Source organism: Bacteroides reticulotermitis JCM 10512, from assembly GCF_000517545.1.
Classification (GTDB): domain Bacteria; phylum Bacteroidota; class Bacteroidia; order Bacteroidales; family Bacteroidaceae; genus Bacteroides; species Bacteroides reticulotermitis.
The window spans coordinates 68,014-90,315 of record NZ_BAIV01000015.1; the positions used below are offsets into that span (position 1 = coordinate 68,014).

General features: G+C 38.4%; 13 protein-coding genes, 2 tRNA genes and 1 pseudogene. 10 read left to right on the top strand and 6 right to left on the bottom strand.

Annotation, left to right across the window (positions count from 1 at the left end; genetic code table 11):
* Window positions 1-896: 896 nt before the first annotated feature.
* The 3 genes from JCM10512_RS10605 (at window position 897) to JCM10512_RS10615 (ending at window position 3,123) form a co-directional block, all read left to right on the top strand.
* Entirely contained in the window at window positions 897-1,373 is a 477-nt protein-coding gene (locus JCM10512_RS10605; protein WP_044162878.1) for a helix-turn-helix domain-containing protein, read from the top strand.
* A 74-nt stretch (window positions 1,374-1,447) separates the two neighbouring features.
* Window positions 1,448-2,224 carry a dihydroorotate dehydrogenase electron transfer subunit gene (locus JCM10512_RS10610; RefSeq protein WP_044162880.1) on the top strand — a complete coding sequence of 259 codons (777 nt, stop codon included), beginning with the start codon at window positions 1,448-1,450 and terminating at the stop codon, window positions 2,222-2,224.
* The gene (locus JCM10512_RS10615; RefSeq protein ID WP_044162881.1) at window positions 2,212-3,123 is read left to right on the top strand and encodes a dihydroorotate dehydrogenase; all 912 of its coding nucleotides are present in this window, start codon (window positions 2,212-2,214) and stop codon (window positions 3,121-3,123) included. The genes JCM10512_RS10610 and JCM10512_RS10615 overlap by 13 nt, the downstream gene beginning before the upstream one ends.
* Before the next feature lie 218 nt (window positions 3,124-3,341).
* Here JCM10512_RS10615 and trmD read toward each other — a convergent pair whose 3' ends face one another.
* Window positions 3,342-4,016, bottom strand: a complete 675-nt coding sequence (gene trmD / locus JCM10512_RS10620; protein WP_044162883.1) for a tRNA (guanosine(37)-N1)-methyltransferase TrmD — start codon at window positions 4,014-4,016, stop codon at window positions 3,342-3,344.
* A gap of 74 nt (window positions 4,017-4,090) precedes the next feature.
* Between trmD and ligA the strand changes: the two genes are divergently transcribed.
* The 6 genes from ligA to JCM10512_RS10650 all read left to right on the top strand — a co-directional run bounded on the left by ligA (window position 4,091) and on the right by JCM10512_RS10650 (window position 11,849).
* Window positions 4,091-6,088: an NAD-dependent DNA ligase LigA gene (gene ligA / locus JCM10512_RS10625; RefSeq protein ID WP_044162885.1), complete on the top strand. Its 1,998-nt coding sequence runs from the start codon at window positions 4,091-4,093 to the stop codon at window positions 6,086-6,088.
* Between the two features lie 62 nt (window positions 6,089-6,150).
* Window positions 6,151-7,044 carry a 4-hydroxy-tetrahydrodipicolinate synthase gene (gene dapA / locus JCM10512_RS10630; protein WP_044162887.1) on the top strand — a complete coding sequence of 298 codons (894 nt, stop codon included), beginning with the start codon at window positions 6,151-6,153 and terminating at the stop codon, window positions 7,042-7,044.
* Window positions 7,045-7,190: 146 nt separating this feature from the next.
* Window positions 7,191-7,736: a hypothetical protein gene (locus JCM10512_RS21380; RefSeq protein WP_052517183.1), complete on the top strand. Its 546-nt coding sequence runs from the start codon at window positions 7,191-7,193 to the stop codon at window positions 7,734-7,736.
* A gap of 1,103 nt (window positions 7,737-8,839) precedes the next feature.
* Window positions 8,840-9,247 carry an ISAon1 family transposase N-terminal region protein gene (locus JCM10512_RS10640; RefSeq protein WP_044162956.1) on the top strand — a complete coding sequence of 136 codons (408 nt, stop codon included), beginning with the start codon at window positions 8,840-8,842 and terminating at the stop codon, window positions 9,245-9,247.
* A 308-nt stretch (window positions 9,248-9,555) separates the two neighbouring features.
* Complete coding sequence (locus JCM10512_RS10645) at window positions 9,556-10,827, top strand: IS110 family RNA-guided transposase (protein ID WP_262482601.1); 1,272 nt, start codon at window positions 9,556-9,558, stop codon at window positions 10,825-10,827.
* Between the two features lie 11 nt (window positions 10,828-10,838).
* A complete protein-coding gene (locus JCM10512_RS10650; protein WP_439644371.1) occupies window positions 10,839-11,849 on the top strand; it encodes an ISAon1 family transposase in 1,011 nt (336 codons plus the stop codon).
* A gap of 90 nt (window positions 11,850-11,939) precedes the next feature.
* On the opposite strand, the gene JCM10512_RS10655 is transcribed toward JCM10512_RS10650, so the two are convergent.
* The 5 genes and pseudogenes from JCM10512_RS10655 to JCM10512_RS10675 form a co-directional block, all read right to left on the bottom strand.
* A tRNA-Arg gene (locus tag JCM10512_RS10655) sits at window positions 11,940-12,013 on the bottom strand.
* Between the two features lie 20 nt (window positions 12,014-12,033).
* Window positions 12,034-12,107 (bottom strand) — tRNA-Arg (locus JCM10512_RS10660).
* A 78-nt stretch (window positions 12,108-12,185) separates the two neighbouring features.
* The gene (locus JCM10512_RS10665; RefSeq protein ID WP_044162892.1) at window positions 12,186-14,483 is read right to left on the bottom strand and encodes a patatin-like phospholipase family protein; all 2,298 of its coding nucleotides are present in this window, start codon (window positions 14,481-14,483) and stop codon (window positions 12,186-12,188) included.
* Between the two features lie 174 nt (window positions 14,484-14,657).
* Window positions 14,658-16,624: pseudogene (gene htpG / locus JCM10512_RS10670) on the bottom strand (molecular chaperone HtpG).
* Between the two features lie 110 nt (window positions 16,625-16,734).
* The gene (locus JCM10512_RS10675) at window positions 16,735-19,269 is read right to left on the bottom strand and encodes an ATP-dependent Clp protease ATP-binding subunit (RefSeq protein ID WP_044162895.1); all 2,535 of its coding nucleotides are present in this window, start codon (window positions 19,267-19,269) and stop codon (window positions 16,735-16,737) included.
* A 430-nt stretch (window positions 19,270-19,699) separates the two neighbouring features.
* Here JCM10512_RS10675 and gyrA point away from each other — a divergent pair, with 430 nt between their 5' ends.
* Complete coding sequence (gyrA, locus tag JCM10512_RS10680; RefSeq protein WP_044162897.1) at window positions 19,700-22,276, top strand: DNA gyrase subunit A; 2,577 nt, start codon at window positions 19,700-19,702, stop codon at window positions 22,274-22,276.
* The last annotated feature ends 26 nt before the right edge of the window (window positions 22,277-22,302 follow it).

Sequence of the window (22,302 nt, forward strand, 5' to 3'; positions counted from 1 at the left end):
GAGGTTGAGAGTTAGATCTCACTTTTTAAAATATCATTTTGCTAGATCAGCTCATTTTTTGCTTTAAAATCGTTTAATTCTCTAGTTTGTCTGATTTTGGAATTGCTTTTTTAGGCCTTAATTTGTTGATATATAGGTGAATATATGTAAATAAAGTCTCTAGGAATCGAAAAAAAATAGATTACTGTCCCTTTATGCACAAATATGCTAAGGATTTACCTATAAACAAACTTCATTTCACTTTTTCCCATTTTATTTTACTACCGCAATTATTGCCAATAAATATCAATCGAATATTTCTTTCGTAAGAGGTTTGATAGGTTGATGCTTGGCTATCTGATTAAATAATCCAATTTATAAGAAATAATGTTTATACATCTGTGAATACGTAGACTAACATTACAGATGTAATATGTTCAATGAGTAGATTTCTCGACTGTATCTACATGAGTGAATAGTGTATATATGAAAGTTTATATACATCTGTAAATAAAGCACAAATGTGATTAACTAAACATATTCCAATACTTAATATACTAATATCGAGCTTTTTATATACAAAATTCTAAAGTAGTAGTCTATACAGGTAGGTTTAATACTATATTATTGTGATATTACTTTTGTTATACAGCGTTTTGCGTGTATTTATATACTTATTATCAGTTACTTATATGAAATAGTTGAATTTTTAGTATAGCTGTATTTTCTATTATATTGTAGCCTTTACATTAGTGAATCATCACTAATGTAAACTAATCCACTTGTGTGAATATGTAAAAGTCTACTTGTAATTTGCATATGTGATTTATTATAATTACTTTTGTGAAGTAGAAAAAGAGGTGTATATTTGAGAGAATATGTGATGGTAAATACACATTTGTAATGGCAAAGAATATATGGAAATAAAAGACAGAATCAGATTGATTATGGAAAAGGAGAAAATTCCTCCTCGGGTTTTTGCTGAAACGATCAATGTACAGCAATCTACTCTTTCTCATATTTTAAATGGCAGGAACAAGCCTAGCCTGGAAGTTGTCATGAAAGTACATCAAGCATATACTTATGTTGATCTGGAATGGCTTTTATATGGAAAAGGTGAAATGCTGGCGGCGATAGGAAATAAAACGGAAGAATCGTTAAGTGCTAAGAGTGAATTTCAGCCGAGTTTGTTTGACGAGAAGCCCGTTTTTGCGACTAATGTGGCGAATACTCCGGAAAATCGCAAGGAAATAGGGATAAATACCCCTATAAACTCTCCTAAAGAGATTGTAAAACAGGAGATTAGGTATATAGAAAGACCTGCTCGAAAAATAACTGAGATACGTATTTTCTTTGATGATAACACGTATGAGATCTTTAAAGGTGAAAAATAGGATGTAAAAACGGCAGTTTGAGCAATTTCCTGTATCTTTGCAGGAAATATGAATTTATATCTATATATCCATATATGAAAAAATTTCTTTTAGATCTGACAGTTACCGAGAACATCAGGTTAAATGCAAGCTATGTTTTGTTGAAATTGACATCTCAATCGGTATTGCCTGAAATGCTTCCGGGACAATTTGCCGAACTTCGTGTGGATGGATCATCAACTACTTTTTTACGACGCCCTATTTCTATTAATTATGTGGACAAACTACGTAATGAGGTTTGGTTTCTTATTCAAATAGTTGGAGACGGAACCAGGCGCTTAGCTGAAGCTATTCAAGGAGAGATTATAAATGTGATCATGCCCTTGGGAAACAGCTTCACAATCCCTTCTAATCCTTCTGATAAGTTATTGTTAGTTGGTGGTGGTGTGGGTACTGCTCCAATGCTTTATCTGGGTGAACAGCTTGTGAAAAATGGTAGTAAACCAACCTTCTTACTTGGAGCGCGTTCTGATAAAGATTTGCTGCAATTGGCCGAATTTAGAAAATATGGCGATGTATACACTACTACTGAAGATGGAAGCCACGGTGAAAAAGGCTACGTAACCCAACATTCTATATTAAATAGTATGGAGTTTGAGCAAATATATACTTGTGGACCGAAACCTATGATGGTGGCGGTTGCCAAATATGCCAAAACTAATCAGATTAAGTGTGAAGCCTCTTTAGAAAACATGATGGCTTGTGGAGTCGGTGCTTGCCTCTGTTGTGTAGAGAATACAACAGAAGGTCATTTATGTGTATGTACGGAAGGTCCGATTTTTGATATAAATAAATTGTTATGGCAGATTTAAGTGTAAATATTGGTGAACTAAGAATGAAAAATCCTGTAATGACCGCTTCAGGAACATTTGGATACGGTGAAGAGTTTACAGATTTTATTGATATAGCGCGAATAGGCGGTATTCTTGTGAAAGGCACTACTCTTCACAAACGTGAAGGAAATGCTTATCCTCGTATGGCAGAAACCCCTTCAGGCATGCTAAACGCCGTTGGACTACAAAATAAAGGAGTAAATTACTTTGTTGAACACATATATCCGCGTATTAAGGACATTCAAACCAATATGATTGTGAATGTATCCGGATCTGCGGTAGAAGACTATGTAAAAACTGCGGAGATTATTAATGAACTTGACAAAATTCCTGCTATCGAATTAAACATCTCTTGCCCTAATGTGAAGCAAGGCGGTATGGCTTTTGGTGTGTCAACAAAAGGAGCTTGTGAAGTAGTTAAAGCTGTGCGATCTGCTTACAAAAAGACACTTATCGTTAAACTCTCTCCCAACGTAACAGACGTAACAGAAATAGCCCGTGCAGCTGAAGATAGCGGGGCTGATAGTGTGTCATTAATCAATACATTGCTTGGTATGGCCGTTGATGCTGAACGCAGACGTCCTATACTATCTACTGTTACAGGCGGATTGTCGGGACCGGCCGTGAAACCCATTGCTTTGCGCATGGTTTGGCAAGTAGCAAATGCTGTGAAAATTCCTGTCATAGGGCTCGGAGGAATAATGGATTGGAAAGACGCCGTGGAGTTTATGCTTGCGGGTGCTTCTGCAATCCAGATTGGTACAGCAAATTTCATAGATCCGGCAGTTTGTATCAAGGTTGAAGATGGTATAAACAATTACTTAGATAGACACGGTTTTAAGTCAGTTAGCGATATTATTGGTGCGCTTGAGGTATAACCGAAAACAGACAATAACCATTCGCTATATATTGAAAGACAAAATGTTAGTTGCGAATAATATCTCCAATCTTCTTTATCTCTTTGTGTAGGTTATTTTTCAATACTCTATTAAATGTAAATAGCCTTTCTGTTTGAGTAGAGATGAAGTAGTATATAATATGAAAAAAGACGATAATCTATAAAATGGTATCGTCTTTTTTGCTTACATATGTTTTGTCATTTTAGTAAGTCAGGTCGTAAACGTTTGGTTCGTTCCAACGATTGTTGAAGTTCCCACTCTTTTATTTTAGCCTCATGCCCAGATAGTAGAATATCTGGTACCATCCATCCGTTGTAGTCTGCCGGACGAGTATATACAGGAGCTGCCAATAGGTTGTCCTGAAATGAATCGGATAGTGCCGATTGCTCATCCGAAATAACGCCAGGTATAATGCGCACAATAGCATCCGCAATAACTGCAGCAGCCAATTCGCCACCGGTCAGCACATAATCCCCTATACTGATTTCCTTCGTAATGAGATGTTCGCGAATTCGATAGTCAATCCCTTTGAAATGTCCGCAAAGTATTATAAGGTTTTGCGTAAGCGAAAGTGTATTGGCCATCGGTTGGTTGAACTGTTCCCCATCGGGTGTGGTAAAGATTACCTCATCATACTCACGTTCTGCCTTCAAAGCATTAATGCAGCGTTCAATCGGTTCGATTTTCATAACCATACCGGCAAAGCCACCAAAAGGATAATCATCCACCCGGCGGTATTTGTCTTCTGTATAGTCGCGTAAGTTGTGAATGTGTATTTCAGCAAGTTCTTTATTCTGAGCCCGCTTCATAATTGAGCAGTTGAAAAAACCTTCAATCATTTCGGGTAAAACTGTTATTATATCAATACGCATAATTTATAATTTCTCGCAAAAATACAAATAATCAAAGAGAAACGTGTATTTTTGCCCGAAACAATCGATTTAATATGGCTATTAAGGAAAAAATAGATGAATTGCGCGCTGAACTTCATCGGCATAATTATAATTATTACGTATTAAATGCACCTGAGATATCTGACAAAGAGTTTGATGATATGTTGAATGAACTTCAGGAGCTGGAATCGACTTACCCGGAGTATGAAGACGAGAACTCTCCAACGATGCGGGTTGGTAGCGATATTAATAAAAACTTTGTCCAAGTAGCGCATAAATATCCTATGCTTTCTTTGGCTAACACATATTCCGAAGCAGAAGTTTCCGACTTTTACGATCGTGTTCGCAAAGCGCTTAATGAAGATTTTGAGGTTTGCTGCGAAATGAAGTATGACGGAACCTCTATTTCTTTGACTTACGAGAATGGGCGTTTAGTGCGTGCAGTAACCCGTGGAGATGGCGAAAAGGGAGATGATGTGACGGATAATGTGAAGACGATCCGATCTATCCCCCTAGTGCTTCATGGAGATACATATCCTCCTTCTTTTGAAATACGCGGGGAAATACTAATGCCTTGGAGTGTTTTTGAAGAGTTGAATCGTGAAAAAGAAGCTCGTGAAGAACCGCTTTTCGCAAATCCTCGAAATGCAGCTTCCGGTACACTTAAGCTCCAGAACTCTACCATCGTAGCTTCTCGCAAACTAGATGCTTACTTATACTATTTACTTGGCGACAATTTGCCTTGCGATGGGCACTATGAAAACTTGCAGGAGGCTGCCGGATGGGGCTTCAAGATATCTGATCTTACTCGTAAATGCAAGACTTTGGACGAGATATTCGAATTTATTAATTATTGGGATGTAGAAAGAAAGAACTTACCGGTGGCTACTGATGGTATTGTACTTAAGGTTAATAGTCTGAAACAACAAAAGAACCTCGGTTTTACTGCTAAATCGCCAAGATGGGCCATTGCATACAAATTTCAGGCAGAACGGGCATTGACACGTTTGAATAAGGTGACTTATCAAGTCGGAAGAACTGGTGCGATAACTCCCGTAGCCAATCTGGAGCCGGTTCAGCTTTCGGGAACAGTTGTAAAAAGAGCGTCATTGCATAATGCAGATATAATTTCCGGACTTGATTTGCATATCGGAGATATGGTATATCTTGAAAAAGGAGGAGAAATTATCCCCAAGATAACGGGTGTAGATAAAGATGCCCGTAGTTTTATGTTGGGAGAAAAGGTGGAATTTATCAGCATCTGTCCGGAATGTGGTAGCAAACTAGTACGATTTGAGGGAGAAGCGGCCCATTATTGTCCGAATGAAACAGCTTGTCCTCCTCAGATAAAGGGGAAAATAGAGCATTTCATTAGCCGGAAAGCAATGAATATTGATGGCTTGGGACCTGAGACAGTTGATACTTTTTATAGGTTGGAGCTGATCCATAATCCTGCTGATCTATATGACCTGACCATCGATGATATTAAGGATTTGGAGAGAATGGGTGACAAATCGGCTGAAAACATCATTGTTGGAATTGAAAAAAGCAAAGAAGTTCCTTTCGAACGAGTCATTTTCGCTTTGGGAATTCGTTTTGTTGGCGAAACTGTCGCTAAGAAAATAGCAAGATCGTTTGTAGATGTAGATGAACTAGAGCAGGCTGATCTTGAAAAATTGATCGGTATTGATGAAATCGGAGAAAAAATTGCTCAAAGTATTTTGGCATACTTTGGTAATGCTACGAATCGTGAATTAATAACCCGATTAAAGACGGCAGGGTTGCAACTTTACCGCACCGAAGAAGATTTAAGTGGCTATACAGACAAACTAGCCGGCAAATCGATTGTAATTAGCGGTGTGTTCACCCACCATTCGCGCGATGAATACAAAGAATTGATAGAAAGAAATGGTGGAAAGAATGTGGGAAGTATTTCGGCTAAAACGAGTTTCATTCTTGCCGGAGATAATATGGGTCCTGCGAAACTTGAAAAAGCAAATAAACTTGGAATAACAATAATGAGCGAAGACGATTTTCTGAAACTTATATAATGAGATATGAAAAATATTCGTACTTTTGTGTTCTGATTAATTAGAGATCATTATAAAAACTCATGATACAGACAAAATTGAAAGGAATGGGGGTAGCACTGATTACTCCTTTCAAAGACGATGAAAGCATTGATTATGATGCGTTAATACGAATGGTGGATTATCTGTTGCAAAACAATGCCGACTTTTTGTGCGTGTTGGGAACTACGGCGGAAACGCCTACCTTAACAGAGGAGGAAAAGATAAAAATCAAAAAGTTGGTGATTGATCGGGTTAACGGCAAAGTGCCTATCCTATTAGGAGTAGGTGGTAATAATACTCGTGCAATAGTAGAAACCTTAAAGAAAGATGATTTTACAGGGGTCGATGCCATTTTGTCTGTTGTGCCGTATTATAACAAACCATCTCAGGAAGGAATTTATCAACACTACAAGGCTATTTCAGAGTCCACAGAGCTTCCTATAGTACTTTATAATGTTCCCGGTCGCACAGGAGTTAATATGACTGCAGAGACGACCTTACGTATAGCCCGTGATTTAAAAAATGTGATTGCTATAAAAGAAGCTTCAGGTGATATAACCCAAATGGATGACATTATCAAAAATAAGCCGGCGAACTTTGATGTAATTTCGGGTGACGATGGTATAACTTTCCCATTGATAACATTGGGAGCTGTCGGAGTTATTTCTGTTATCGGAAATGCTTTCCCGCGCGAATTCAGCCGCATGACACGTTTGGCTTTGCGAGGGGATTATGCCAACGCGTTGGTTATTCATCATAAATTTACCGAGTTATTTAACTTATTATTTGTAGATGGCAATCCGGCTGGTGTTAAATCAATGCTTAACGCAATGGGAATGATTGAAAATAAGCTCCGTTTACCGCTGGTTCCCACTCGAATTACAACTTTTGAAGCAATACGTAAAGTGCTAAATGAGTTGAATATTAAATGCTGATATCATATTTCTGAAAGGGCGCATATAAATCAGGAAAAGTTTATATGCGCCTTTTTCTATTTATGCCTTCCAAAATGGATAGCTTAAAAAAGGTTGAAATATAATGAGTTATTATGTTTGTATAGGTAATCAAAAAGCAATTGAGAATGAACTTGCATATAGAATTAGATACAAGCCACCCTGCATATGCGTGGCTTGAACAACAAGCGGATAAGATTGGAGCTAGAGGACATTTTGGCACTCACATTGATTGTTACACATCTGTTCCGGTACAGAATGAATTTCACCTGCCGGTTCATATCCTTGATTGTCGGAAAGGTATGCCGACATTAGAAGAAGCATCTGCATTACCATCACTTAAGAACCAGGCATTGATATTATACACAGGAAATTTATATCGGAATGAATACGGTAGTAAAGCTTACTTCGATGAAACTGATACATCTGTGCAGAACGAAGTGCTTCTACGAATATTAAACAAATCTCCCGAGCTGATTTTGATTGATTCGTATGGAATCGGTCAACATGGCCCTATTCACCAGGAACGTGACAAAACTTGCGAGTCTTTCGGTTGCTATGTAATTGAGAATATTCGCATTGCTCCTGAAGAGATTAATACAATACATACAATTCATGTTCACTTCGACTTGGACTATCCATCAACAGGCAAGCCATGTACCGTTACTTACTGAAAACATTTAGGTAGCTCTCTGAAAAACTATCTAGGCTCCGCATGAAGAAAGATGTGTCTATTCACTACCACAGCTTTGGGTATTAATACTCTATTGATCAGGCATTAATAAACTGGCACTTAAGTAACCTGAATCAATTACTTCGGTTACTCAGCCCAAGTACTAAGGTTGCTCTGAAGAAGCACTCAGATTATTTAAAACGAGTGATCGATTCTTCCGAATATCCTATGGAATTATCTCTTTGAGTAAATAGGCTTGCATCTAAATTGACGGATAAACCATACATAATACGGATTTCCAACTACTGTGCATTGTGCTAAAATCTCTCTATTCTTTCTGATTCACGATACTACTTCATTGAAAGACTTCTGATTTACTTCACAGTCTTTTCCTATTCTTTCGTCAGGGTTTATAAAATAAATAGATAAAAACAGGGCTTTCTGAAAAAAAATGCGAACTCTACATGAATCTTTGTTTATCTACGTAAGAAGAAAGGGGGGATCTGCGTTACTCCTTTTTTAACTAAGATTAGCGTCAAATCCTAGAGGATGGAGACTGGTAGTTAATCTACAAATTAAGCAATTTAAGCGAGTTGATGAATGATGCAACACTCTCATGAATTAATCACTTTTTCGCATATCATTCAGTATATCAACCAATTGTAATGCGCCTTCTTTTTTGAAATCACTTTATTCTGATGAGCGATAGCGATTGCTTGCTTCCCCCAAAAAACAGAGTTTACAATTTATCAAATAAGTCCTTTTATGAACCGTATTGTACGCAACTATTCGTGGATTTAAGCAGTCTTTTTTCAAGTTTATTCCCTTCTATTTCCTGTTTCACATCATGTGCGACGCCTGTTCCACATTATGTGCAACAGCTGTTCCACGATAGTGAGTCAGCCGTTCCACATCTGTGGAACAGGAAGTGTAATGGACAAAAATGTCTTTAATTAGTTGTTTACTACTATCTAATGGGAGTTTTTTGCTAAGTACTCAGTCTTTGGGAGTCGGTATTATGGGTCAATCCGAAAACCCTGTGGGTGTTTTTGCAGATAACCTCAAGTGATCTATCTTTGCATTCAAATTATAATGCTCAATCCAATGAATTCGAATCGCAGCTTGCATAACTTACTACGCGTGATCTTCCCTGAAGTTTTAATGGAGTATTTCGACATTTCCGGTTGGCATGACGATCCTGCTAAAATCGAAGTTTGGCTTGATGAGAAGAATTACATGGAACGTTCTGATTACAAGAGTGGTACTGTGATAGCGCATGGCTTTACTGATGAGAAAGTGATTCAGGACTTTCCTCTGCGTGGCAAACCTGTCTATCTTCATGTCAGACGTCGACGCTGGTATGACAAAGCCACGGGTGAAACCTTTTCCTATACATATGATGATCTTACAGCCGAAGGGACGAAACTCACTCCAGAGTTCGTGGCTTTTTTAAAAGTCTCTGACCCACTGTGTGTGAATGAAATGAGAAGAACCTATTCGGTTATGGCATAGCCATAGCCATAACCGTTCGTTCCCCATTTTCCTACAACATATCATTTTGCATATCTTTGTTGTTGGCAAGCAAGTAAGTCAGATCACTAATGAGCTTTCAAGTTCAATTAAAAGTGTGACACTGCAGGTCTGTAGAATGATTATTGGCCGATAGATGCCATATGGAAGAGTACCTCACATTCCGAAAGACCGCAGGCTTGCCTATTTTCTTTACTAATACTTATAGGCAATGGCAAGAAATGCAAAAATGATCAAGTCCTGACGGGAACAAACTGGCAATTGTAAATCCAGATGCTGCTGGTATTGATATCGCTGACACAGAAATGCAGGTGTGCGTGCCAGAAGACCGGGATGGCGAGAATAACCGCAGATTCGGTAGTTTTACCTGTGAACTCACTAATATTGTTTCATGGTTGAAAGAGTGTCATATTACCACTGTAGCAATGGAGGCTACAGGAATCTATTATCTATCACTTTTCCTAAAGCTACAGGATGCCGGTATTGAAGTCATTTTAGTCAATCCGCTTGATGTAAAGAATCTATCTGGGCATAAGACTGACTCTGCTGATGCAGAATGGTTGATGCTGCTACATCGTTATGGTCTATTGAAACCGTGTTATCAACCTGGTAATGCCGCCAGACAGATACGTAACCTTACACGGCAGCGTAATAACCTCCTACGTTCTGCGGAAAAACAGATCCTGTATATACAAAAATCTCTTGAATTGATGAATATAAAGTTGTCCACTGTGATATCGGATGTCACAGGGTTGTCAGGAAGGAGAATAATCTCTGCTATCTTGGCCGGCAATCGTGTTCTGGAGTATTTAGCATCATTAGCGATGTCTAATTGTAAGGCTAGTAAGGAAGAAATTGCTTTATCCCTCGAAGGAACATGGGATGCTGACCTGCTATTTACACTTAAGCAAAGTATAGAGGCATATGACTTCTTTATGAAGAAAATTACTGATTGCGATCAAGAGATTGAAAAATTTCTGAAACTATATCAAGCTCAAATGGACACGAACGAAGAGAATCTGGTTCGTTACAAAAGAAAAAAGAATAGTCGTTCCAAAAATGCACCTGTTATAGATATTGAACTGTATGCTTTTTCTGTGTGGGGTGTAAATGTCTTTGACATTCCTGGACTGAAGGATACGGCTGTTATGCAACTTATTGGAGAACTTGGACATGACTTTACAGAGAAGTTTGAGACTGCTGAAAAGTTCAGTAGTTGGTGTAACCTTGTCCCCAATAACAAAATATCGGGGGAAAAACTGCTTTCCAGTCGCATAATGAAGAAAAAGAATATTGTAGGTCAAATATTCAGAACAGCTGCGTCTCCAATGGCACGGGATAAGAGTGAAATGGGGTATTATTATAGGCGGATGCGTGCCAAAAGCGGAGCTTTACAGGCAAATGTGGCAACAGCTCACAAGATTGCTAAGATTTTCTATACTATGGTTAAGACTAAGCATACTTATGATTCCAGCAAAGTTGGACTTGTTGAAAAGGAGATAACAGAAAAAAAAATAGCCAAACTCGAAAGAGCACTTGCAAGACTCAGAAATGTATCATAAAAATACACTTATTGCATAGGGTTCTATGGAAGAGGAAGATTGAGACTACCGTTGCCAGCATAAGCTCGATAGGCGAAGCTTATGGTGTAAACGGGAAACAGTTGTCTTCACAGTACAAAGAGTTTATCAGTCAATACAGAGAGTGGGATCAGTTAGGACATGCCTCAGAGTATGTGCTGTTCAAGCAGAATATTGGTCCTAGCCTGTGTATTGACGAGACTTCTTTGAGTTGCGGAGAATTATATACTGTGGTTACCAACCGTTCGGGGCATGGGGGTAAAGGCACACTTGTGGCCATGATACGTGGTACCAAATCTGAGGATGTTATAAAAGTACTTGAAATGATCCAGCTATCCAAACGTAAGACGGTCAAGGAGTTCACCTTAGACCTCTGGCCCACCATGATGTGGATTGTCCGATCGGCTTTTCCCAATGCCACTATGACAAATGACCGGTTCCATGTACAGAAGCTTTTCTATGAGGCAATTGACGAACTCCGGATATCTTATCGTTGGATGGCACGCGACCTTGAGAACGATGAAATTCAGCGGTGCAGAGAGCAAAACATAGAGTATGTTCCCTTCCGGCATGCTAATGGCGATACACGTAAGCAGCTGTTAGCAAGAGCCAAACACGTACTTGTAAAGCATTTCACTAAATGGACTCAAACCCAAAGAATACGTGCGGAAATCATATTTGAGTACTATCCGGAATTGAAAGCTGTCTACGACCTGGCTATGGAGTTGACAAATGTCTACAACAAACACTACGACAAGGATGTGGCACGTGGCAAACTTGCATTATGGTATAATAAGATAGAGAAGCTGGGGTACGGATGCTTCAGAACCGTAACCAATACCATGCAGAACTATTATGAAACAATACTAAATTACTTTATTAACAGAGAGACAAATGCATTTGCAGAATCATTCAATGCCAAAATTAAAGCTTTCAGAGCACAATTTAGGGGAGTCAGAGATATTCCATTCTTTATTTTCAGATTATGTAAAATAGCCGTTTAGATTTAACAGAACAACAGGGTTTTCGGATTGACCCGATTCTTCCAAAAGCCTTTTTAAATGAAAAAGGTATCCTTTTGAGATACCTTTTTGTGATCGCGGCAGGATTCAAACCTGCAACCTGCTGATCCGTAGTCAGCTACTCTATTCAGTTGAGCTACGCGACCAATTTGATGTTTTTAGAGTGTGACCGCGGCAGGATTCAAACCTGCAACCTGCTGATCCGTAGTCAGCTACTCTATTCAGTTGAGCTACGCGGCCATTGTTTTGTTTTAACGGGTGCAAAGATACGTACTTTTCCTTAAATAACAAGTAAACTACGATTTTTTTTGAAGATATTTATTCGATGAAACGGTAATTAAATAGTTGCCAGCCGATACTTAACCCCACATTCCACTCCTTTTTCGGTGAGCTATAATGATTTACATATGCAGCGATGGAACCGAATGGTAATTGGCATACGACTGATAATTCTCCTAAATATTCAAACCGAGAGAATGCTTTTCCATAATATGCCTTGTTTAACGAATTTCTTTCAATCGGATAGATCGGCATAAAACCATAAAATTCTCCCCGAATATGAAAAATCTGGTTAAAACGATAGATTGGACGAATTCCTGCTCCTGCAAACTGATTGGCACGAAAAGCTTCATTGTAACTTAACTGGCTATGTGATGTGGGAGAGAAATCACAGGCTTGCATCATGGTAGCATTATAATTCTCAGAGAAATTCTTCGAAGCATATACCGCTTTTAAATACCATCCTAATGTCCACTTATTGGTCATCCGATGATATTTCTCTTTCATGTATGATAGTTGTAGCCATGAATGATGCTCTTTAGTGCGCTTATTGGTCGTTTCTTCACCTGGATAATAAAACTCCCGTCCTACGAATATCTGTGCGATAAGAGCTTCACGATACCCTTGTACTGGATACTGTCTTGAGTTCAACGTGCTTCCGTTAAAACTGATTGAACCGCCAAACAGATTGTAGCGACTTCGATCGAACTTATCTTTTTCAAAGTCAATCACACTCTTTTGAAAATACTTATCTTCAATTTGAGCCATTCCAATACCAAATTCAGCTCGCTTGCTCGATAGAAAAGGGAGCGCTACTTGAAGTTTTAAAAAGCGTTCATCCTTTTGATTGAATGCAGGCCTATCATTTTTGGAAAAAAGTTTGTCTCTCTTGAAATAATCGTAAGTGCTTAAAGAAGCAATAAATCGATACGAAGTCGGTATCGTGGTAGAAAAGTCCATTTTGGCCATGAACTGGACGTTATTATATACCTTTCCAAGTTGTCCATCCAGCACAAACTCTTTTGAATAATAATTCAAATCTTGATAGCTGAGTCCCAAATATATTTGATTGGAGTTGGAAGTGGATATATTTCCTCCGAGTCGAACTGCCAGGCTGTTTTCAAGCTTTACTCTCAGGTGCAGGTCATAGGTTTCATCATCAGGATTGTAAACTGCATGCGGAATTATTTCAGAAAGTATATTATCCGAGAGTAAGCGGAAGTAGGCCTTTTTGAGGTCTTCATAAGTAAACTCTTCGCTATCGGAAGCATGAAATTCTTTTTTGATATATGCTTGTTGTTGCGTATTGGCTCCTTCTACAAAGATTTGTTTGAAACGTAGTTCCGGATAGTTGCTTCGATACACTAGGCGTCTAAGACGAATATTATCAATATTTACCCGCCGATGGATGCGACTTTTAATGGAGTCCATCATATTCATCGTCCGATTGTATCCAATGTCATGTAGTTCATCTATCCGTTGGAAGTCCATCAAGCTAACATTATCATACTTAAAAGTCATAAGCACACCAACGGAATCGGGTATAGAGTAATCCGTTTTTTGCATAACCATATTTTCGATCTGGCTCATGAGATCATTCTCTTTAGGCTTCGTTGGATTGGTGGAAACTACGCTGCCTATAATGATATCAGGGTGAAAGTCATCTCGCATAACATCAGTCGGAAAGTTATTATATATACCTCCGTCATAGGCTAATACGTTATCAATCTCAATTGGTTTAAACATAAATGGAAAGCTCATTGATGCCCGGACTGCATCACCCAGATCTCCTTTTTTGAAGACGAGTTGCTTTTTGTTATAAACATCCGAAGCAACGCATCGAAAAGGAACGAATAATTTATCAAAATCACCCTTACAGGTTGCTGTAGCGCGAGCGTATAGATCAATAAATACCAGATTCATTTGAATAGGGTTGACTACGCTAGCCGGCAGGAACTGTGGTTTAAAGTTGTTCAATGAATCTTTAAACGAGAAACGGATGTTGAAGAATTCCGGTGTAGGAAGATTCTTCTTAAAGTAGTATACATATTTCTCTTCTACTTCGCCGGAATACCATCTCTTAAACTCTTCCGATTTTAATAATTCCACCATTTCATCGGGAGAATACCCCATTGAATACAGAGAACCGACAATAGCTCCCATAGAAGTTCCTGTAATATAGTCAATAGGTATATTGTTTTCTTCCAGGGCCCGAATTATACCAATATGCGTCATTCCTTTGGCACCACCACCACTCAATACCAAGCCCACCTTTTGAGCACAGACTATTGGAGTTAATAATCCGAAAAATAGAAATACCAAAAGCTTATTTCTCATATCTTGTTTAAACTGTGAATCTTTTTTTCTATACTTTAAGAGTTCAAATATATGCAATTGTTCCGAATAATCGATGTAATCTAGCTAGTTTCAGTTTAAAAAAGAGCATTGTGACACTTCTGTGTGCACAATGCTCTTCGCAAATCTATATTATGAATAAAAAGGGGCGGGGAATTATATTAGTTCCAAACTACGTTTAACAAAATTGTTTAAAGCTTCTCCTTTTAGCATATTGTTTTGTAGTAACGCTAAATCGATTAATTGACGGACAATTTTATTGTTTCCGGCATAAGCAGTAAAAATAGCTTCTTTTTTATTCTTGAGATCATCCCATTTCTTATCCAAATCATTTAACTCGTCTTTCTCGGAAGTTGGAATCTCATCTTCTTTCTTATCTTTCTGTTGTTCTTTAAGTTCATCTCGACGTTTTTCAACCGAATTTATCTCGTTTTGCAATGGAGTTAGTTCGGCTTTGCATGCTGTTTCTTCGTCTTCAATAATCTTTTTCACCAGCTTATGATCCGAATTTAAAATGAGATTGAACATATCCGGCATTTCTCCATAAAAACTCATACCCGATTGAATATTGGCCATCTCTTTCATACGACGCATGTATTCGCTTTGGGTAATCATAACTGGAGTAGCGTTTTCTCCTAATGCCTGAGTAGTGATATTGAACTCTATCTTCTCCATTTTAGGAAGCTGACTCTTAAATGCACAGGATATAGCTTCCTGTTTTCCGGCCTCCAGAGTTTCTCCCTTCGTATCTTCCTTTACAATCAAATTGTCAATAACGTCACTATCTACCCGGGTAAAACGTGATTTCTCTAATTTTTGTTCCAACATACTTACCATAGCCACATCAAGTTGTCCATCCATTAGAAGTACATTGTAGCCGTGATTTTTAGCACCTTCAATATAGCTGTATTGCTCTTCTTTATTGTTAGTATACAGATAGATAGTATCCCCATTTTGGTCAGTTTGATTATCTTTAATCAAAGTCTGATACTCTTCGTAGGTATAATACTTTTTATCTGTATCGGTGAAAAGGGCGAATTTTTTCGCTTTATCGTAAAAATCCTCTTGGGTAAGCATTCCGTAATTGATAAATATCTTGAGATCATTCCACTTTTCTTCAAACTGCTTGCGATCGTTCTTGAATATGGATTGCAGACGGTCGGAAACCTTCTTTGTAATATAAGTCGAGATCTTCTTCACATTGGAATCGCTTTGCAAATAGGAACGCGACACATTTAGAGGAATATCCGGGGAGTCTATAACTCCATGCAGCAAGGTGAGAAAATCGGGTACAATACCTTCTACAGAGTCTGTAACGTAAACCTGATTGCTGTAGAGCTGAATCTTATTTTTATTGAGTTCGACATTGCTCTTCACTTTAGGGAAGTACAGAATACCTGTCAGATGGAATGGATAGTCTACGTTCAAATGTATCCAAAACAAAGGATCGTCGGACATCGGGTATAATTTTCTATAAAAACCTTTGTAGTCTTCATCAGAAAGCTCACTAGGTTTACGAGTCCAAAGTGGAGTAGTATCGTTTATGATATTTTCCTCGGTAGTTTCAACTTGTTTGCCGTCTTTCCATTCTTTTTTCTTTCCGAATGCAATGGGTACTGGTAAGAAACTACAATATTTCGTTAACAAACCGGATATACGAGATTCTTCGAGGAATTCTTTGCAGTCATCATCAATATATAAGATGATATCCGATCCTCTATCAGCTTTTTCTACATTTTCAATCGTAAATTCAGGACTGCCGTCGCAGGACCATTTCACTGCTTGTGCACCTTCTTTATGAGATTTGGTAATAATCTCTACTTTCTTAGCTACCATGAAGGCAGAATAGAAACCCAACCCGTATACTTATCCATCTCTTCAGCTGTCAGACCAATACCACGGTCAGAAATCGTAATCGTATCTTTGCCCAACTCAACGTGAATGGTTAAATCTCCCAATTCGCCTTTAAATTCACCAATAGAGGCAAGGGTGTTTAATTTCTGAGTAGCATCCACAGCATTGGAGACCAATTCACGCAAGAAAATCTCATGATCGCTGTATAAAAACTTTTTAATGATTGGAAAAATGTTCTCTGTTGTAACTCCAATATTACCTTTTTGCATAATACATGTATTTTTGGTTGATTTATTTTAATTAGTTGCTTTATAGAAAACAAAAAAAATGCCAGATCCGTAGACCTGACATTCTGTCGCATTGTATAAGATTACATATCTTAGTTATTCTGAGGTTCCGATTTCATTTCTAACTCATTTTTATCCGCATTGAAAGTTACTTGTATGGTGTCGCCTTCCTTCAAAGTAGAATTTATGATAAGTTCCGAAATACCATCTTCCAGATGGGTTTGAATAGCTCGTTTCAAAGGCCGCGCACCGTATTGCACATCATACCCTTGGCTCGCAATGTATTCTTTTGCTTTATCATCTACTACTAACTTATAGCCAATTGATTCGATGCGATTGTATAGACCCTTTAATTCAATATCTATAATCTTTGTAATCGCTTCCAGTGACAATTGGTCAAAAGTAATAATCTCATCAACACGATTCAAAAACTCAGGAGCGAATGACTTCTTTAATGCTTTCTGAATAACGCTTCGCGAGAACTCTTTGTCATCTAACTGATTTTGTGTAGCAAAGCCGACTCCACGTCCAAAGTCTTTTAACTGTCGGGTTCCGATGTTGGAAGTCATGATAATAACTGTATTTTTAAAATCAATAATTCTGCCATAACTGTCAGTCAGTCTTCCTTCATCCATGACCTGAAGTAAAAGATTAAATACATCAGGGTGCGCTTTCTCTATTTCATCCAATAGAACGATAGAGTAGGGTTTACGGCGTACCTTCTCGGTCAATTGTCCACCTTCTTCATAACCTACGTATCCCGGAGGCGCTCCGACAAGGCGCGAGGTTGTAAATTTCTCCATATATTCACTCATATCAATTCGTATCAGTGCATCTGAAGAGCCAAACATGTATCTGGCCAATTCTTTGGCTAAATAGGTTTTACCAACGCCGGTCGGGCCCAAGAACATAAATGTTCCTATCGGTTTATTTGGATCTTTTAGACCGACACGACTGCGCAATATCGCTTTAACCAACTTTTCAATAGCAGCGTTTTGGGCAATAACTTTTGCTTGCAGATCGTCCTTCATACCGGCCAACTTAATCCCTTCAGCCTGTGCCATTCGTTGTACAGGGACACCAGATGTCATAGATACAATATTCGCTATTTCTTCAGCCTCAACTACTTGTCTGTTTTCTTTTAGATCATTTTCCCACTCTTTCTTCATTATTTCCAATTGAGACTGAAGAGACTTCTCTGTATCGCGGAAACTTGCAGCAAGTTCAAAGTTCTGAAGTTTTACAGCTTCATTCTTTTTCCCTTTTGTTTCCTCAATCAGTTTTTCTTGTTCTTCTACTTCTTTGGGTACATTTATATTAGTAAGATGTACACGCGAGCCGGCCTCGTCTAAAGCATCAATCGCTTTGTCGGGGAAGTTACGGTCGGTAATATACCGATCTGTCAATTTGACACAGGCTTCTAGTGCCTCTTCGGTATAAGTGACGTTGTGATGGTCTTCATACTTATCTTTAATATTTCGAAGTATCTGAAGTGTTTCTTCTGGAGTTGTAGGTTCTACTATAACTTTTTGGAAACGACGCTCCAACGCACCATCTTTTTCTATATTTTTACGGTACTCGTCCAGAGTTGTAGCACCAATGCATTGTATTTCACCACGTGCTAAAGCGGGTTTCAACATATTAGCGGCATCCATTGAACCGGCTGCGGAACCTGCGCCTACAATTGTATGTATCTCATCAATAAATAGAATTACATTCGGATTTCTACTTAGCTCATTCAATATCGAACGGATACGTTCTTCAAACTGTCCCCGATATTTCGTACCGGCTATAACAGCTGTCATATCGAGTGCTACGACTCGTTTATCAAACAAAATACGTGAAACTTTTTTCTGAATGATTCTCAGAGCCAGCCCTTCCACTATTGCAGATTTACCGACTCCGGGTTCACCTATCAGAATTGGATTATTCTTTTTACGGCGGCTCAGAATTTGTGCCAAACGTTCAATTTCCTTTTCTCGACCGACAACAGGATCTAATTTTCCGTCCTCGGCAGCTCTGGTCATATCGATTCCAAAATTATCTAATACCGGCGTGTTATTGGACGGTTTCTTCAATACGGCTTGTGCCTGTTGTTGCTCTTCACCTCCGCGATTACCGGAATGTGGGGACATTCCTTCGCTGTCCTCTTCATCTTCATCCTCCGGGAATCTCATTCCGGAGTTTATGTCAGGTTGCAAAGAAAGCTGATCCATTACTTTTGAGTAATCAACATCATTCGTTTCCAGAATTGCGGCAGCCAAATTGTTTTTATCCCTCAAAATAGCCAATAACACGTGCTCTGTGTCTGCTACATTGCTTTTCATTTGGCGTGCTTCCAGAATACACATCTTTAGAATTTTAGCTGCTTCATTTGATAATGGTATTTCCGCATCCGGATACAATAAATCATTTGCTTCAGCTTTTAATTGATTTTCTATTTGTTTCTTTATATTAGCTAAATTGGCTTTTAGCTTCGATAATATTTCAATAGCCTTACCTTCACCATTACGAAGCATTCCCAAGAGTAGATGCTCCGGACCTATGTAATTGTTCTTTAATCTATTGGCTTCTTCTTTGCTATAGATTATAATATCGGAAACTCCTTGTGAGAATTGGTTATTCATATTAATACTCCTTATTCTTCTAATAAATTATTACCTGCAAATATACATATTAATTAGAGGTTAATACTGCATGTTTACGTTATTTCTTATAACTACAAATGTTGTGCCATACCTATCAAATACGACTTAATTGCTGAAAATCATCAAATACAGAGGGCTATAATGGATTACTCTTGTATGGTTGATGACATCTACTACATCTGCAATTTAATATAATAAGGTATAATAGTATAATTTTGTTTTATGAAGTAGTTTTTTTTATGATTTGTGCAACAATGTTTTTCTATACAATACAATTCTCAGGAAAGTCTGGCTGATCTTTGAAACGGGGATAAAGTTTCTTCGAAAAAACTTTCGTATATCATGGAAAAGTAGTACTTTAGCGTGGTTTTTAACGGACCAGAGAATGTATAATTAATAATCATTTTAAATGCTTGAACAAGACAGAATTATAAAGATTAATATCGAGGAGGAAATGAAGTCATCTTACATTGACTACTCCATGTCGGTCATTGTATCTCGTGCCCTTCCGGATGTTAGAGATGGATTTAAACCTGTTCACCGTCGAATATTATATGGAATGGTGGAGTTGGGAAATACTTCCGACAAACCCTATAAGAAATCAGCTAGAATTGTAGGTGAAGTATTAGGTAAGTATCATCCACATGGTGATTCTTCCGTTTATTTTGCAATGGTGCGTATGGCACAAGAGTGGGCTATGCGCTATCCATTAGTTGATGGTCAGGGAAACTTTGGTTCTGTTGATGGAGACAGTCCCGCTGCTATGCGATATACTGAAGCTCGCCTGAATAAACTAGGCGAAGCAATGATGGAGGATTTGTATAAAGAGACTGTTGACTTCGATGCGAACTTTGACAATACATTGGTAGAACCGAAGGTGATGCCTAGCCGTATTCCGAACCTCCTGGTAAATGGAGCTTCAGGTATTGCGGTAGGTATGGCCACTAATATGCCCCCCCATAACCTTACGGAAGTTATTGATGCGTGTGATGCGTACATTGATAATTCGGAGATTACAGTTGAAGAATTGATGGAGCATGTTAAAGCCCCCGATTTTCCTACGGGAGGATTTATTTATGGAATAAGCGGTGTTCGCGAAGCTTATTTAACAGGACGTGGTCGTGTTGTTATGCGTGCTAGAGCTGAAATAGAATCCGGACCGACACATGACAAAATTGTAATTACTGAAATCCCTTACAATGTAAATAAGGCTGAGCTGATTAAGTATATTGCCGACCTTGTGAATGATAAAAGAATTGAGGGTATTTCAAATGCGAATGACGAATCCGACCGCGAGGGTATGCGCATTGTTATTGATGTAAAACGTGATGCTAATGCAAGCGTAGTACTCAATAAACTCTATAAAATGACAGCACTTCAGACTTCTTTTGGAGTTAATAATGTAGCGCTGGTTCATGGACGTCCCCAAATATTGAATTTGAGGGATATGATTAAGTACTTTGTTGAGCATAGACGGGAAGTTGTTATTCGTCGTACGCAGTTTGATCTTCGCAAAGCAAAAGAACGTGCTCATATATTAGAAGGGTTAATTATTGCTTCTGATAATATTGATGAAGTAATACGCATTATTCGGGCTGCAAAAACGCCTAATGATGCTATAGCTGGTCTGATAGAACGATTCAACTTGACTGAGATTCAGTCGCGCGCGATCGTTGAAATGCGGTTACGTCAGTTAACCGGCCTGTTGCAAGATCAGCTTCATGCTGAATATGAAGAGATAATGAAGCAAATAGCTTATTTGGAAAGCATTCTGGCCGATGATGACGTTTGTCGTAAAGTGATAAAAGATGAACTGATTGAGGTTAAAGCTAAATATGGCGATGAACGTCGTTCGGAGATTGTATACTCTTCTGAAGAGTTTAATCCGGAAGACTTCTATGCTGATGATCAAATGATCATTACTATATCTCACTTGGGATATATCAAGCGTACTCCTTTAACTGAATTCCGTGCTCAGAATCGTGGTGGTGTAGGGTCCAAAGGTACAGATACGCGCGATGCGGATTTTATCGAGCACATCTATCCAGCTACCATGCATAATACAATGATGTTCTTTACACAGAAAGGTAAGTGTTATTGGCTCAAAGTATATGAAATTCCTGAAGGTAGTAAAAACTCGAAGGGACGCGCTATTCAAAATCTATTGAATATTGATTCAGATGATAATGTTACAGCTTATTTGCGTGTGAAGAGTCTGGCTGACTCTGAGTATATCAATAGTCATTATGTCTTCTTCTGTACCAAGAAGGGGGTAATTAAGAAAACATTATTAGAGCAGTATTCTCGTCCTCGTCAAAACGGAGTAAATGCAATTACAATACGCGAAGATGATAGTGTGATTGAAGTACGAATGACGAATGGAAATAATGAAATAATTATAGCCAATCGCAACGGACGTGCAATTCGTTTCCATGAAGCAGCTGTGCGTGTTATGGGACGTACTGCTACAGGTGTACGCGGTATCGTTTTGGATGATGATGAACAAGACGAAGTTGTTGGAATGATCTGTATTAAAGATATGAAAACAGAATCTGTTATGGTTGTATCTGAACAAGGTTATGGTAAGCGATCTGAAATTGAGGACTATCGCAAAACAAATCGTGGCGGTAAGGGAGTCAAAACCATGAATATCACCGAAAAAACCGGTAAATTGGTAACTATCAAATCAGTAACAGATGAGAATGATTTAATGATTATCAATAAAACAGGTATCACCATTCGTTTAAAGGTAGCTGAGGTTCGTATAATGGGACGTGCTACTCAAGGAGTTCGTCTTATCAATCTTGAAAAACGCAATGACCAAATCGGTTCGGTATGTAAGGTCATGACAGAAAGCCTAGAAGATGAAGTTCCGACCGAGGAAGAGGAAGGAAGCATTATAAATGATGTGAATGATGTTGTAGATAATGTGGATTCTGAGAATCAGGATGTGAACGAGGATGTGAATAATGAAACAGAAGAATAGACATGAATTTTAATAATTAATCAAAC